Origin of the sequence: Achromobacter sp. HNDS-1, assembly GCF_040084795.1 — a bacterium.
Classification (GTDB): domain Bacteria; phylum Pseudomonadota; class Gammaproteobacteria; order Burkholderiales; family Burkholderiaceae_B; genus Achromobacter; species Achromobacter ruhlandii.
The window spans coordinates 935,086-948,068 of sequence record NZ_CP157584.1 but is presented as its reverse complement, the minus strand read 5'-3'; the positions used below and the strand labels follow the sequence as shown (position 1 = coordinate 948,068).

Annotated in this window: 13 protein-coding genes; 7 read left to right on the top strand and 6 right to left on the bottom strand. The window is 69.5% G+C overall.

The annotated features are described in order from the left end of the window. Positions 1-71: 71 nt before the first annotated feature. The 5 genes from ABFG95_RS04235 to ABFG95_RS04215 all read left to right on the top strand — a co-directional run bounded on the left by ABFG95_RS04235 (position 72) and on the right by ABFG95_RS04215 (position 4,625). Positions 72-497 (top strand): CopD family protein, encoded by a 426-nt coding sequence (locus tag ABFG95_RS04235; RefSeq protein ID WP_068952413.1) that lies wholly within the window; start codon positions 72-74, stop codon positions 495-497. Positions 498-698: 201 nt separating this feature from the next. Beyond that, positions 699-1,538 carry a MetQ/NlpA family lipoprotein gene (locus ABFG95_RS04230; protein WP_054501990.1) on the top strand — a complete coding sequence of 280 codons (840 nt, stop codon included), beginning with the start codon at positions 699-701 and terminating at the stop codon, positions 1,536-1,538. A 91-nt stretch (positions 1,539-1,629) separates the two neighbouring features. Further along, positions 1,630-2,748, top strand: coding sequence for an ATP-binding cassette domain-containing protein (locus ABFG95_RS04225; protein ID WP_068980314.1), 1,119 nt, complete (start codon positions 1,630-1,632; stop codon positions 2,746-2,748). Beyond that, positions 2,726-3,382, top strand: coding sequence for a methionine ABC transporter permease (locus ABFG95_RS04220; protein ID WP_026383015.1), 657 nt, complete (start codon positions 2,726-2,728; stop codon positions 3,380-3,382). Before ABFG95_RS04225 ends, ABFG95_RS04220 begins: the two co-directional genes overlap by 23 nt. 46 nt (positions 3,383-3,428) lie before the next feature. Beyond that, positions 3,429-4,625 (top strand): PLP-dependent transferase, encoded by a 1,197-nt coding sequence (locus ABFG95_RS04215; RefSeq protein WP_068952409.1) that lies wholly within the window; start codon positions 3,429-3,431, stop codon positions 4,623-4,625. Positions 4,626-4,755: 130 nt separating this feature from the next. Here the strand turns inward: ABFG95_RS04215 and ABFG95_RS04210 are convergent, their stop codons facing one another. Next, the gene (locus tag ABFG95_RS04210) at positions 4,756-5,841 is read right to left on the bottom strand and encodes a hypothetical protein (RefSeq protein ID WP_156430343.1); all 1,086 of its coding nucleotides are present in this window, start codon (positions 5,839-5,841) and stop codon (positions 4,756-4,758) included. 36 nt (positions 5,842-5,877) lie between these two features. Continuing rightward, entirely contained in the window at positions 5,878-6,321 is a 444-nt protein-coding gene (locus ABFG95_RS04205) for a hypothetical protein (protein WP_054419686.1), read from the bottom strand. 219 nt (positions 6,322-6,540) lie between these two features. On the opposite strand from ABFG95_RS04205, the gene ppk2 reads away from it, so the two are divergent. Continuing rightward, a complete protein-coding gene (gene ppk2, locus ABFG95_RS04200; protein WP_348995487.1) occupies positions 6,541-7,827 on the top strand; it encodes a polyphosphate kinase 2 in 1,287 nt (428 codons plus the stop codon). Positions 7,828-7,849: 22 nt separating this feature from the next. Here the strand turns inward: ppk2 and ABFG95_RS04195 are convergent, their stop codons facing one another. From ABFG95_RS04195 to ABFG95_RS04180, 4 genes are all read right to left on the bottom strand, one after another. After that, positions 7,850-8,230 (bottom strand): RNA-binding S4 domain-containing protein, encoded by a 381-nt coding sequence (locus ABFG95_RS04195; RefSeq protein ID WP_054419688.1) that lies wholly within the window; start codon positions 8,228-8,230, stop codon positions 7,850-7,852. A gap of 50 nt (positions 8,231-8,280) precedes the next feature. Then, a complete protein-coding gene (locus ABFG95_RS04190; protein WP_348995486.1) occupies positions 8,281-9,969 on the bottom strand; it encodes an EAL domain-containing protein in 1,689 nt (562 codons plus the stop codon). 140 nt (positions 9,970-10,109) lie between these two features. Next, entirely contained in the window at positions 10,110-11,099 is a 990-nt protein-coding gene (locus ABFG95_RS04185; RefSeq protein ID WP_063570298.1) for a tripartite tricarboxylate transporter substrate binding protein, read from the bottom strand. Then, on the bottom strand, positions 11,096-11,932 hold the full coding sequence (locus ABFG95_RS04180) for an amidohydrolase family protein (RefSeq protein ID WP_348995485.1): 837 nt from the start codon (positions 11,930-11,932) through the stop codon (positions 11,096-11,098). Before ABFG95_RS04180 ends, ABFG95_RS04185 begins: the two co-directional genes overlap by 4 nt. 130 nt (positions 11,933-12,062) lie before the next feature. On the opposite strand from ABFG95_RS04180, the gene ABFG95_RS04175 reads away from it, so the two are divergent. Next, complete coding sequence (locus ABFG95_RS04175; RefSeq protein WP_054419694.1) at positions 12,063-12,950, top strand: LysR family transcriptional regulator; 888 nt, start codon at positions 12,063-12,065, stop codon at positions 12,948-12,950. Positions 12,951-12,983 lie beyond the last annotated feature (33 nt).

Genomic DNA, 12,983 nt, shown 5'->3' with positions numbered 1-12,983 from the left:
CTTTGCCGTAGCGCAAACCCGTCGGACCCGATTCCACCCCGGCGCGCGCCGCTGCGGCGATAATCGCGCGCATGACCTACCAATTACTCAAAATGCTGCATGTCGCCGCCGTGGTCGCATGGCTGGGCGGCTCCCTGTTCGTGTCGCTGTTCCTGCTGTCGTCGCAGCCGCCCGACAGCGACGAGGCGCCCAAGGAACGCAGGATGCTGGGCGCGCTGCGCCGCTGGACGCTGTTCGTGACCACGCCGGCGATGGTGCTGGCCTGGCTGGTCGGCCTGCACCTGGCCGTGACCTTCGGCTGGTTCGCGATGACCTGGATCTGGATCAAGATCGCGCTGGCGCTGGTCCTGTCGGGCCTGCTGGGCGTGCAGAGCGCCGCCTTGCGCCGCCAGTCGCGGGGCAGCGCCAAGCGCGCGCCGCTGGTCGACCTGTACGCGCCGCTCACGGTGGTCGCCGCGGCGGTCATCGTGACGCTGGTGGTGGTCAAGCCGTTCTGAGGCGGGGCGTGGCGCCTGGCCGCGTCCCGCGGCCAAGCCTTGCCCGCGCGCGTCATGGTCGCGGCAGGGCGCCACTTATGCGCCGGCGCCATATCCAAACGCCCCTGTAATAACGACTCAACCAACTATTCGTTCGCGCGCGCAGGGGCCATCCCTAGAATCGTCTGCTCATAACCGTATCGACTGAGAGGCGATTTCCATATGACTCCCCGCACTTACACCGCCCGCGCGGGCACGCTGGCCAAGGCCCTGCTGGGCGCCGTGCTGGCCGCGGCCGCCATGTTCCACGGGCCGGCTTTCTCGGCCGATCCCAAGCCGCTCAAGGTCGGGGTGCGCGGCGGCGTCGACGAACAGATCTGGGAAGTGGTGGCGCAGGTCGCCAAGAAGAACGGCCTGGCCGTCGAACCGGTGGTCATCACCGGCACCGCCAGCCCCAACGAGGCGCTCAACAACGGCGACCTGGACGCCAACGCGTTCCAGCACATCCCGTTCCTGAACGATCAGATCAAGCAGCGCGGGTACAAGCTGGTGTCGGTGGCCAATACGCTGATCTCGCCCATCGCCTTCTATTCGAAGAAGTACAAGTCGCTGCAGGCCTTGCCCGAGGGCGCCAAGGTCGGCATCCCCAACGACCCCAGCAACCAGACCCGCGCGCTGGTGATCCTGCGCGACCAGGGCCTGATCACGCTCAAGGACGGCTTCGATCCGGCCACGGGCACCGCCACGCTGGCCGACGTGACCTCCAACCCGCGCAAGCTCGACTTCGTCGAAAGCGCCTCGGTGGTCCTGGCGCGTTCGCTGCCCGACGTCGACACCGCCGCCATCGTCAACAGCTTCGCCTACCAGGCCGGGCTGATCGCCACCCGCGACGGCATCGCGGTCGAGAAGAAAGAGAACAACCCCTACGTCAACATCATCGCCGTGCGCGAGAAAGACAGGAACGCGCCCTGGGTGCCCGAGCTGGTCAAGGCCTATCACTCCGAGGAAGTGCGCCAGTTCATCCTGAGCAAGTACGAAGGCTCGGTGATTCCGGTCTTCTGAGCCGGAAGGCGCGGCGGCGCCAGCCGGCGCCGCCGCCATCCTCGCTCGCGGAGCGGCACGCGCCGCCGCGCGGGCGGCTCGGGAACACAGCATGATGCAACACGACATCCCCCTGGCGGATCCGGCCCTGCGGCCCGCCGCCGACGCGGCGCAAGACGCCCACATCGTTTTCGACGGACTGCAGAAGCGCTACCAGGGCCCGCGGGGCACGGTAACGGCGCTGGCCGATATCTCCTTTTCCATCGGGCGCGGCGAGGTGTTCGGCATCATCGGCCGCAGCGGCGCCGGCAAGTCGACGCTGCTGCGCTCCATCAACATGCTGGAACGCCCCAGCGCCGGCCAGGTGCGGGTCGACGGCGTGGACGTCGGCGGCCTGGACGAGGACGCGCTGGTCGGCCTGCGGCGCCGCATCGGCATGATCTTCCAGCACTTCAACCTGCTGTCGGCCAAGACGGTGGCGCAGAACGTGGCGCTGCCCTTGCGCGTGGCGGGCGTCAAGCCGGCCGAGGCGCGCGCCAAGGTCGACGCGCTGCTGGACCTGGTGGGGCTGCGCGACAAGGCGGACACCTATCCGTCCAAGCTGTCCGGCGGGCAGAAGCAGCGCGTGGGCATCGCCCGCGCCCTGGTGCATGACCCGGAGATCCTGCTGTGCGACGAGGCCACCTCGGCGCTCGACCCCGAAACCACGCAGTCGATCCTGGCGCTGCTGCGCGACATCAACCGCAAGCTGGGCCTGACGGTGGTGCTGATCACGCACGACATGGCGGTGATCCGCGAGGTCTGCCACAAGGTGCTGGTGCTGGATGGCGGCCGCAAGGTCGAGCACGGCGAAGTCTGGCGCGTGTTCGGCAATCCGCAGGCCGACGCCACCCGCGCGCTGTTGCGGCCCTTGCAGCATGACCTGCCGGCCGACCTGGCCGCGCGGCTGGTGCCGGACCTGGCGGGCCTGGCGGGCAGGGCCGGCCTGGCGGTGCTGCGCCTGCGCTTCACCGGCCAGGGCCGCCCCGAGGGCGTGTCGCTGCAGGCGCTGGCGGCGCTGGGGCCGGGCGCGACGCTGCTGCACGGCGGGCTGGACCGCCTGCGCGGCCACGCCCAGGGCAGCCTGCTGGTGTCGGTGCCGGCCGCCGTTTTACAGGAAGAGGCCGCGCGCGCCGCGCTGGTGGCCGATCAGATCGAGGTACTGGGCTATGTCGCTGCCGATGCTGGATAAATACCTGCAGGCCTTCCTGCAGACGCTGACCATGGTGGGCGTGTCCGCGCTCATCGCGATCGCCGCCGGCCTGACGCTGGCGGTGGTGCTGACCGTCACCGCGCCGGGCAACCTGTATCCGAGGCCGCGCCTGAACAAAGCGCTGTCGATCACCGTGAACACGTTCCGCGCCATCCCCTTCATCATCCTGCTGGTGGCGATGCTGCCGTTCACGCGCATGCTGGTCGGCACCACGCTCGGCACCTGGGCCGCGATCGTGCCGCTGTCGGCCAATCTGGTGCCGTTCTTCGCGCGCATCGCCCAGGTCAGCCTGAACGATGTCGACCACGGCCTGGTGGAGGCCGCGCGCGCCATGGGCTGCCGCCGCTGGCACATCGTGCGCCATGTGCTGCTGCCCGAGGCGCTGCCCGGCATCATCGGCGGCATGACCGTCAGCGTCATCGCCATGATCAACGCCTCGGCCATGGCTGGCGCGGTGGGCGCCGGCGGCCTGGGCGACCTGGCCATCCGCTATGGCTACGAGCGCTACGAGACCCGCGTGATGTTCGAAGTGATCGTGATCCTGATCGCGCTGGTCTCGATCGTGCAATTCACCGGCGAATGGCTGTCGCGCCGCGCCGACCACAAGCGCTGACGGCGCCGCGCCGTCCGCATCCCCGAGCTGATTCCCGGAGGTATCCATGTCCGACTCGCAACACCACGGCTTCGCCACCCGCGCCATCCACCTGGGCTACGACCCGCTGGACGAGCAGGGCGCGCTGTCGCCGCCGCTCTACCTGACCTCCACCTACACCCAGGACAGCATCGAGGCCTTCGACCGCATCCGCCTGGGCGAACAATCGGGCTACGTCTACGGCCGCACCCGCAACCCGACCCAGGCCCTGCTGGAAGAGCGGCTAGCCTCGCTCGAAGGGGCCGAGGCCGGCGTGGTCACCGCGTCGGGCATGGCGGCGATCTCGGCCACGCTGCTGTCGCTGCTGCAAAGCGGCGACGAGATCGTGGTCGACCAGATCGTCTACGGCACCGCCTTCACGCTGTTCGCGCAGGGGCTGCCGCGGCTGGGCATCAACGCCGTGTTCGCCGACTTCACGCGCCCGGAAACCGTGGCCGCCGCCATCGGCCCCAAGACCCGCGCGGTCTATTTCGAGACGCCGGCCAACCCCAACCTGCGGCTGGTCGACATCGCCGCCATCTCGGCCATCGCGCGCGGTAAGGGGCTGCTGACCATCGTCGACAACACCTTCGCCACGCCGGTGCTGCAACGGCCGCTGCAACACGGCGCCGACATCGTGCTGCATTCGGCCACCAAGTACCTGGGCGGCCACGGCGACCTGCTGGCCGGGGCGGTGGTCGGCCGCAAGCAGCACATCGACGCGATCCGCCTGCAGGGGCTGCGCTATTTCACCGGCGCGACGCTGTCGCCGTTCACCGCCTTCCTGGTGCTGCGCGGCCTGAAGACGCTGGAATTGCGGGTCGAGCGTCACAGCGAATCGGCATTGAAGGTGGCGAAGTTCCTGCGCGAACACGCGGCGGTGGCCGACGTGTTCTATCCGGGCCTCGCGGGCACGGCCGGCGCCGAGATCGCGCAGCGCCAGCAGGCGGCCGGCGGCGGGCTGGTGGCGTTCGAGTTGAAGGGCGGGCTGGCCGCGGGCCGGCGCCTGCTGAACAGCCTGAAGCTGGCGCGCATCGCCGTCAGCCTGGGCGATCCGGAAACGCTGATCCAGCATCCGGCCACCATGACGCACGCCAGCTACACGGCCGAGGATCGTGAAAAGTATGGTCTGTCGGAAGGCCTGCTGCGCTTGTCGGTCGGGCTGGAAACCGCCGCCGACATTCTGGCCGATCTCAAGCAGGGGCTGGATCAGGCGGCAAGCTGACGCGTGATCGCGTCCGGCCCGCCTTCGCGCCCGGGCGCGCTGGCCTCGGGAGCGCCGTGCCCGCCATGGGCCGGACGTTCATGGGCCAGGGCGGTCGGGCCGCGGTTCACCCGGGACGCCATCGGGGGCGTCAACGCAGCACCGAGGTCAGGCTGTCGAATTGCTGCGATTCCAGCCGCGCCCGTTCCTCCGTCAACTGGCGCACCGCCAGTTGATGCGCGCGGAACCGGTTCAACAGGCTGTCGCGGTCGAACACGATCTCGTTGTGCTCCACGCGCCACGCGCGGCGGTTGTCGTCGAGCAGGTTGATCATCTTTTCGAATTCGTCCAGCGTCTGGCGCTCCAGGTCCCAGTTGCGCGCCAGCGTCGCCTTCTGCTGCGGGCGCGCCTTGATCGCGCCCTCGACCATGCGGTTCTTCTGCTCCTCGCTCAGGTCGAGCGTGCGGATGGTGACAGGCACGTCCGCCAGCAGCCGCTGGTTCTGCTGGCTGTATTTCCGCACCACGCGCTGCGATTGCTCCAGGATCAGCCGGCTTTCCACCATGCCGCGATCGCGCGCCAGCCGGTTGGGGATGAACAGTTCGGACAAGCGCACCTCGTCCAGTTCGCGCATGTAGGCGCGGTACTGCGCCACGCGCTGCGCCAGAAGGATCTTGACGCCGCGTTCGATCTCGCCATACACGCCGCGCGCCTTGGGCGTGGTGTCGATGTCGGGCACGTCGCCGGGCGGGTGGTCGGGGGCGTTGAGCGCGGCGCGCATCCATTCGCCGGTGCGGCGGATCTCGGCCAGCGCGGTGGCCTTCTGCGCTTCGCGGTAGGCCGAGAGGCCGGCCAGGGTGGCGGCGACCGCCGCCAGTACCAGGCCCGTGGCGAAGGCGATGCGCATGCGGTGCAGCGGGGTGCGGAAGCGCTTGAACAGCGACAGCGCCGCGATGGCGATGGCGGCGGGCAGCAGCAGCGCGAGGGCGCTGCCGAACGCGCTGCCGACCCGATAGCCCAGCGCTTCGGCGGCGTCAGCCCCGACGGGCGCGCTATCGCGCTTGAACGCAAGCACGGCCAGCCACAAGCCGAGGTACAGGATCCAGGTCCAGGCGCGCAGCGCGCGGCTCGGCCGCGGTCGCGCGGGGGCGGTGGCCAGCGCGGGCGATGGCGGCGTGTCGGCGCCTTCCGGACTCAAGGTGGGTTCTGTACGCGTGTCCACGGAAGCGGCGATCACGAAATATTTAGCATCAGATGTTACCGTGCGACCTTTTCAGGCGCAATGCGGATCGCGCCGCCAGCCCACCCATTCGCCCTCGCCGGCGAAGTGGCGAGGTCCCCGCGCCGCGACCGCCAGGCCATCGCGCAGCGCGCGCCGGTCCAGGCCTGGCATGTGCCGCAGCAGGGCGGCCGGCAGGGCGTCGGGATCGAGATGTTCCTGGCCGAATTCCACCGCCATCAATGCGCCTTCGTCGCGTACCCGGAGATACCAGAGTCCTTCCATGCAATCACCGATCCACGGGTCCGGAAACAGCGCCGGGGTGAAGCGGAAACCGAATTCGCAGACATCGTCCCATGGCCAGAACTGGCGGCGGCCCGGGCCGTCGGCGGGGCCAAGGGCGCGAGTGAAGCCGGCGTCGTCGAACTGGATGGTTTCGGCGTACGGATCGGGCGGGGCGGGCGGGCCGTCGAGCAGGCGTCTGAGCAGGGACCACATGCAAGGGAAAGGAGCGGGGGGAAGGCTGCAGTGTAGCGGCGGCCATGCCGCCACGGGGCGCGGCCCGGGCCTGATATTGCTGCAAGAATGTTACAAGCATTGATGCACGTCAATCCCATGCGCCGTAGCGCGCGTTAGGGTTGAAGTTTTTCCTGACGGGTCGCCGGCGACTGCCCGGCCAACCGGAATCGGACCTCACGCGCAGCAAGGACAGTACTGATGACAGACAAGACCCCGCAAGCTTCCGAGCAGAACCTGGCCGCGGCCGACGGCAAGGCCGAGGCGCGGCCGCGGCGCGCCGCCAAGCGCACCGCCGGCGCGCGCGCGCCCGCCGGCAAACGCGGCCCGTCCGCGACGCGCGCCGCGGGCAAACCCACGGCGGCGGCCGCCGCCAATCGCGGCCAGGACACCGCCAGGGCGGGCGCCGCCAGGCGCACCGCGTCGCGCCAGGCCGTCTCCGGCGTCACCACGCCCGCCGGCCTGCCCGCCATCGAGCCCGCGATCCAGGCCCACAAGCGCGTCAATGCGCGCGAGGTCGCCGCGCGCCAGGAAACCACCGCGGTGCTGGCCGACATCGCCCGCCGCTATCAGGTGGGCGAAGCCGGCGAAGCCCACGAGGCGCTGCGTTCGGTGATCGAGGAACTGTCGCCCGACGATGCGCTGGCCGTGCATCGCGCGCTGCTCGAAGCCAACGCGCAGGCCGCCGGCGCGCGCCGCAATCCCGACGAGGAGCTGGCGACCGATTGGCGCGAAGGCATCTATCCCTACCGCCGTCGCATGCTGCGGCGCAATTATGAAAAGCAGAAATACGCGCTGCAGGTCGAGCTGCTGAAGCTGCAGGCCTGGGTCAAGGCCACCGGGCAGCGCGTGGTGATCCTGTTCGAAGGCCGCGACGCGGCCGGCAAGGGCGGCACCATCAAGCGCATGATGGAACACCTGAACCCGCGCGGCGCGCGCGTGGTGGCATTGGAAAAACCGTCGGACACCGAACGCGGCCAGTGGTACTTCCAGCGCTACGTGCAGCACCTGCCGACCGCCGGCGAGATCGTGATGTTCGACCGCTCCTGGTACAACCGCGCCGGCGTCGAGCGCGTGATGGGATTCTGCTCGCAGGACGAATACCTGCAGTTCCTGCGCCAGGTGCCCGACTTCGAACGCCATCTGGTCACCAGCGGCATCCACCTGGTCAAGTTCTGGTTCTCGGTCAGCCAGGAGGAGCAACGCCGCCGCTTCATGCAGCGCAAGGTGCATCCGCTCAAGCAATGGAAACTGAGCCCCGTGGACCTGGCCTCGCTGGACAAGTGGGACGACTACACCCGCGCCAAGGAGGCGATGTTCGCGCACACCGACACGGCCGACGCGCCGTGGATCGTGGTCAAGTCCGACTGCAAGAAGCGCGCGCGCCTGAACGCCATGCGCTACGTGCTCAGCCGCTTGCCGTACGAAGGCAAGAGCGGCGCGCCGGAACTGGCGCTGGATCCCTTGATCGTGGGGCGGGCGCTGTAGGCGCGCTGCGCGCGGGCGCGGCCTACTTGCCGCGCATCTGGTCGATGAGCCGCCGGTCGCGCTTGGTCGGCCGGCCCGCCGCGATGTCCAGCGCGGGCTCGGGCGCCAGGCGCCGCATCTCGGCCGCGCGTTCGCGCGCGGCCACGCTTTCCGGAGTTTCCTCGTACAGCTGGCGCGCCACCGGCGCCGGACCGCGCGCGCCGCTGACGGCCACCACGCGCACGTGCACCGCCGGGTCTTCCTTGCGGATGCTGACCACATCGCCCGCGCCGACCTCGCGCGCCGGCTTGGCCGGCTGGCCATTGACCTGCACGCGGCCCTTGCCGATTTCGTCCACCGCCAGGCTGCGCGTCTTGTAGAAGCGCGCCGCCCACAGCCATTTGTCGATCCGGATCTTTTCCATCGTCGTCATCGCGAAGTCTTGCTCTCAATCGCACATGATAGCGGCTGGCGTCACGACGCCTCGCGCAGCAGCGCGGCGAAGCTGCTGGCGGGCAGGGCGCGGCTGAACAGGAACCCCTGCATGGCGTCGCAGCCTTCCTCGATCAGCATCTGGCGCTGCGCCTCCGTCTCCACCCCTTCGGCCAGCGTGCGCATGCCCAGCGAGTGCGCCAGCCGCACCACGCCGCGGATCACGGCGGTGGCGGTGGGCACCTTGCCCAAGGCCCAGACGAACGACTGGTCGATCTTGAGCGTGTCGATCGGCAGCCGCACCAGGTAGGCCAGGCTCGAATAGCCCGAACCGAAATCATCCAGCGATGCCGAGATGCCGGCCTCGCGCAAGGCGGACAGAATGCCCGAGGCTTTCTCGACATCGCTCATCAGCGAGTTCTCGGTGACCTCCACGTCCAGCAGCGTCGGCGGCACGCCATGCGCCTTGGCCAGGTGCACGATGGTGTTGGCCAGGTCGGGCGCGACCAGTTGCCGCGCCGACAGGTTGAATGAGATGCGCGGCACCGGCAGGCCCTCGGCCAGCCATTCGCTGATGTGCAGGCAGGTGGCGTTGGCCACCCATTCGGTCAGCGCCGATTCCAGCGGCGAATCCAGGATCACGTCCAGGAAGGCGGCCGGCCCCAGCAGGCCGCGGGTCGGATGGCGCCAGCGCAACAGCGCCTCGGCGCCGCACAGCGAGCCGTCGTGCATGCTGACCTGCGGCTGGAAGTGCAGTTCGAACTGGTTGAGGGTCAGCGCGCCCTGGATGTCGCCGCGCAGCGACAGGCGCGCGCCCAGGCCCTGCATCAGTTCGCGGTGATAGACCCGCACCTGGAAACGGCCGGCCGACTTGGCCGCGTACATCGCCGCGTCGGCGTAGTTCAGCAGCATTTCGGCCGATTCGCCAGGCGAGTTCATCAGCGCGATGCCGATGCTGGCGCCCAGCGACACCGAGCGGCCGTGCACGTCGCTGGGGCGCGACAGGGAATTCAGGATTGAATTGGCCAGGGCCTCGGCCGCGCGTTCGTTGGTGCCGCGCAGCACCAGCAGGAATTCGTCGCCGCCGACGCGCGCGCAGAAGATGGAAGGCGTCAGGAACTTGCGCAGGCGTTCGGCCACGTCGCACAGCAACAGGTCGCCCTCGGCGTGGCCGAAGGCGTCGTTGACTTCCTTGAAGCGGTCCAGGTCCAGGAACAGCACCGCCAGCGTGGCGCCCTGCGCGGCCAGCGCGGGCTCGGCCTCGGCGATGGCGGCGGACAGCGTGTCCATGCATTGGCGCCGGTTGGGCAAGCCGGTGAGGTAATCGTGGGTGGCCTGGTACTTGAGCTGCGCGGTTTCCTCGCGCTCGCGCGAGACATCGCGGAACAGCACGGCCAGGCCGCCATCGTGGGCGAAGGCGCGCGCCTCGAACCAGGTGGCCAGGGGCGCGTAGTAGCCGGTGTGGCTGGCGGGGTGGCCGGTCTGCATGGCGCCGCGGCAGGCATCGTAATAGCCGGTGCCGACCAGGTCCGGGCAACTGTCCCACAGGCCTTGCCCGATCAGGTCCTGCCTGCCGCGACGCAGCAGCCGTTCGGCGCTCGGGTTGAGGTAGCGGACGCGCCAATCGCGATCCAGGGACAGAAAGCCATCCGTCAGGGCGTCGAGCGTGGCGCCGTCGGCGCCGGCGACCGTGTTGGCGGCGGGGGAGGAGTCGTTGCTGGCTTGGTTCATCTCGTTGCGGATATCCCTGAGCACGATCGCGATGTGCTGTTTTATCGCATCGGCAGGCCGCCGTAAAACCAAAAAAAGGCGCCCCGAAGGGCGCCCAAGACCGGCAAACCGGTATGCGGGCGCATGGCGCCCGCCAGGACTCAATCCAGTTTCAGGCCGGCTTCCTTGACCACGCGCTGCCACTTCTCGATCTCGGCGCGGCGGAAGGTGTCCAGCTCGGCCGGCGTCGAGCCGATCGGCTCGGCGCCGATGCCTTCGAGCTGTTCCGCGATCTGCGGATCCTTCAGCACTTTGGCCAGGGCCTGCGACACCTGGTTGACGATTTCCGGCGGCGTGCCGGCGGGCGCGAACACCGCGTTCCATTCGTAGGTTTCATAGCCGGGCACGCCGGATTCGGCGATGGTGGGCAGGTCCGGCGCGGCCTTGGAACGTTGCGCGCCGCCAACGGCCACCGCGCGCAGCTTGCCGTTCTTCACGTGCTGCCAGGCCGAGCCCATGCTGGCGAACATCACCGGCACCTGGCCCGACATCACGTCGATCATGGCCGGGCCGCCGCCCTTGTAAGCGACGTGCTGCAGCTGGGTCTTGGCCAGCAGGTTGAACAGTTCGCCGGCCAGGTGCTGGGCCGAGCCGGGGCCGGCCGAGGCAAAGTAGACATGGTCCTTGGCGTCGGGCTGGCCCAGTCGGATCAGGTCGGCCACGGTCTTCACTTCGTACGACGGCGTCACCACCAGCACGTTGGGCACGCGCAGCAGCAGCGACACCGGCGCGAACGCGGTCAGGGTGTCGAACTGCATCTTGGGGTGCAGTGCCGGATTCTGCGCGTGGTTGGAGGCGTCCAGCATCAGCGTGTAGCCATCGGGCTGGGCCTTGGCGACCACCGCGCCGCCGATCATGCCGCCGGCGCCGCCGCGGTTTTCAATGACCACCGGCTGGCCCAGTTCGGCCGCCAGCTTGGGGCCGATCAGGCGGGCCACCACGTCGACCGTGCCGCCGGGCGGGTAGGTCACGACCAGGGTGACGGCGCGCTCGGGATAGGCGGCGGATGCCGTGCCGGCGGCGCCGGCCAGCACACCGGCGGCGGCCAGCAGGCTGGCGCGGCGCGCGAGGCGTTTGAACAGAGGGGTCATTGGAATTCTCCTTGGAATTGGAACAGCCGCAGCGGCGTGTCGGCGAGTACGACGCGCCGCTGCGCGGGGTCATCGATCCAGTCGTCCAGCCACTGCGTGGCAGCGGGATAGGACGCCAGGTGGCGATGCTCGGTGTGGGGCCAGTCGCTGCCCCACATCAGGTGGGCGGGCGTGTAGGCGTCCAGCAATTGCCGCGCGGCCTCGCGGCCCGACGTGGCACAGGCGGCGCCGGTCCAGTTGCGGTAGGGGGCCGACAGCTTGACCCAGACGCGGCCGCTGCCAGCTTGCCGCAGCAGATACTGGAAACCGGGGTCGGCGATGCCAAGTGCCGGCTCGGGACGGCCGAAGTGGTCGACCACCACGCGGCAGCCGGCTTGCAGCAAGGCCGGCATGATATCGGCCAGGCGCGCCGCCTGCACATGGACCTCGACATGCCAGCCGAGCGCGTTGACGCGGTCGAGCAGGTGGCGCCAGGCGCGCGCCGCCAGGTCGGGCAGGTCCAGCCCGATCAGGTTCAGGCGGATGCCGACCACGCCGGCCTCGGCCAGGGCGCGCAGCCCGGCGTCGTCGATGGAGGGATCCACCACCGCCACGCCGCGCAACCGCGCCGGCGCGGCGCGCAGCGCCTCGAGCAGATGGCTGTTGTCGGTGCCCAGGAAGCTGGGCTGCACCAGTACGCCGTGCGACAGCCCGTGCGCGTCCAGCAGGCCCAGGTACTGGGCCAGGGTGGCGTCGTAGTCGGGCGTGTGGCGGCGAGTGTCCGCCAGCGCCAGGCCCTGGTGAAAGACGTGGGCGTGGGTGTCGACGGCGGCGCCGGTGACCGGTGGGGGCAAGGCTGTCTCCTGCGATGTTCTGTATGGGCACCAAGAAGGTGCGCATCTGTAAGGTTCTGTAAGCCGGATTCTAGGCAGACAAGGTATAGTTTTCTATTCTGTAAAACCGCTTTATTTATATTGGATTGATATGGAAACCCGGCATCTGCGGTATTTCCTGGCGGTGGTCGACCACGGCAGCGTCAGCCGCGCGTCGGAATGGCTGGGCATCGCGCAGCCGGCCTTGAGCCAGGCCTTGGGACGCATGGAGAAGGATCTGGGCGTGCGCCTGTTCGAGCGTTCGCGCCAGGGGTCCACGCCAACGCCGGCGGCCCTGGCCATCCTGGAAGATGTGCGCGCCAGCATCGCCCGCATCGATGCCGCCGCGCGCCGCGCCCAGGAGATCGGCCGTGGCAGCGCCGGCCAGCTGACGGTGGGATTGGTGTCGTCGGCGCTGTTCAACACCCTGCCGCGGGCGCTGCGCGAACTGCGGCGCCAGGCGCCCGGCGTGCGCGTGATCCTGCGCGAGATGAGCAACGCCGAGCAGGCCGAGGCCCTGCAGACCGGCGAGATCGACATCGGCCTGATGCATACGCCGGTGGCGGTGGGCGGCCGCATGCGCGAGCGCCAATTGTTGCGCGAGCGGCTGGTGGCGGCGGTCCCGGACGAGTTCGACGTGGCCGCCGACGGCCAGGTCTCGATGGCGCAGATCGCGCGGGCGGGCCTGGTGATGTACCCGCAATCGCAGTTGCCGGCGTTCTACGCCGACATCCTCGATGCCATGCGCAAGGGCGGCCACGACGCCCACGTGGCGCAGGAGGCCAACCGCACGCTGACCGTGCTGGCCTGCGTGGCCGGCGGCTGCGGCGTGGCGCTGCTGCCCAGCTGGATCCGGTCAATGGATTTCAGCGGCGTGCGCTTCTGCGAGGTGCGCGACGGCGATCGCCTGCCCAGCTTCGACCTCAGCGCCATCTGGCCCGCCCGCTCGGTGCCGACCCTGGCGGACCTGTTCGCCAATCTGGACCTGGGCGGCCACTGAGCCGTCCCCGCCGACGGCGAAGACTTAAGCCAC

Coding starts and splice junctions, on each gene's coding strand:
- ABFG95_RS04235 (WP_068952413.1), top strand. CDS start 72: ATGACCTACCAATTACTCAAAATGCTGCATGTCGCCGCCGTGGTCGCA.
- ABFG95_RS04230 (WP_054501990.1), top strand. CDS start 699: ATGACTCCCCGCACTTACACCGCCCGCGCGGGCACGCTGGCCAAGGCC.
- ABFG95_RS04225 (WP_068980314.1), top strand. CDS start 1,630: ATGATGCAACACGACATCCCCCTGGCGGATCCGGCCCTGCGGCCCGCC.
- ABFG95_RS04220 (WP_026383015.1), top strand. CDS start 2,726: ATGTCGCTGCCGATGCTGGATAAATACCTGCAGGCCTTCCTGCAGACG.
- ABFG95_RS04215 (WP_068952409.1), top strand. CDS start 3,429: ATGTCCGACTCGCAACACCACGGCTTCGCCACCCGCGCCATCCACCTG.
- ABFG95_RS04205 (WP_054419686.1), bottom strand. CDS start 6,321: ATGTGGTCCCTGCTCAGACGCCTGCTCGACGGCCCGCCCGCCCCGCCC.
- ppk2 (WP_348995487.1), top strand. CDS start 6,541: ATGACAGACAAGACCCCGCAAGCTTCCGAGCAGAACCTGGCCGCGGCC.
- ABFG95_RS04195 (WP_054419688.1), bottom strand. CDS start 8,230: ATGGAAAAGATCCGGATCGACAAATGGCTGTGGGCGGCGCGCTTCTAC.
- ABFG95_RS04190 (WP_348995486.1), bottom strand. CDS start 9,969: ATGAACCAAGCCAGCAACGACTCCTCCCCCGCCGCCAACACGGTCGCC.
- ABFG95_RS04185 (WP_063570298.1), bottom strand. CDS start 11,099: ATGACCCCTCTGTTCAAACGCCTCGCGCGCCGCGCCAGCCTGCTGGCC.
- ABFG95_RS04175 (WP_054419694.1), top strand. CDS start 12,063: ATGGAAACCCGGCATCTGCGGTATTTCCTGGCGGTGGTCGACCACGGC.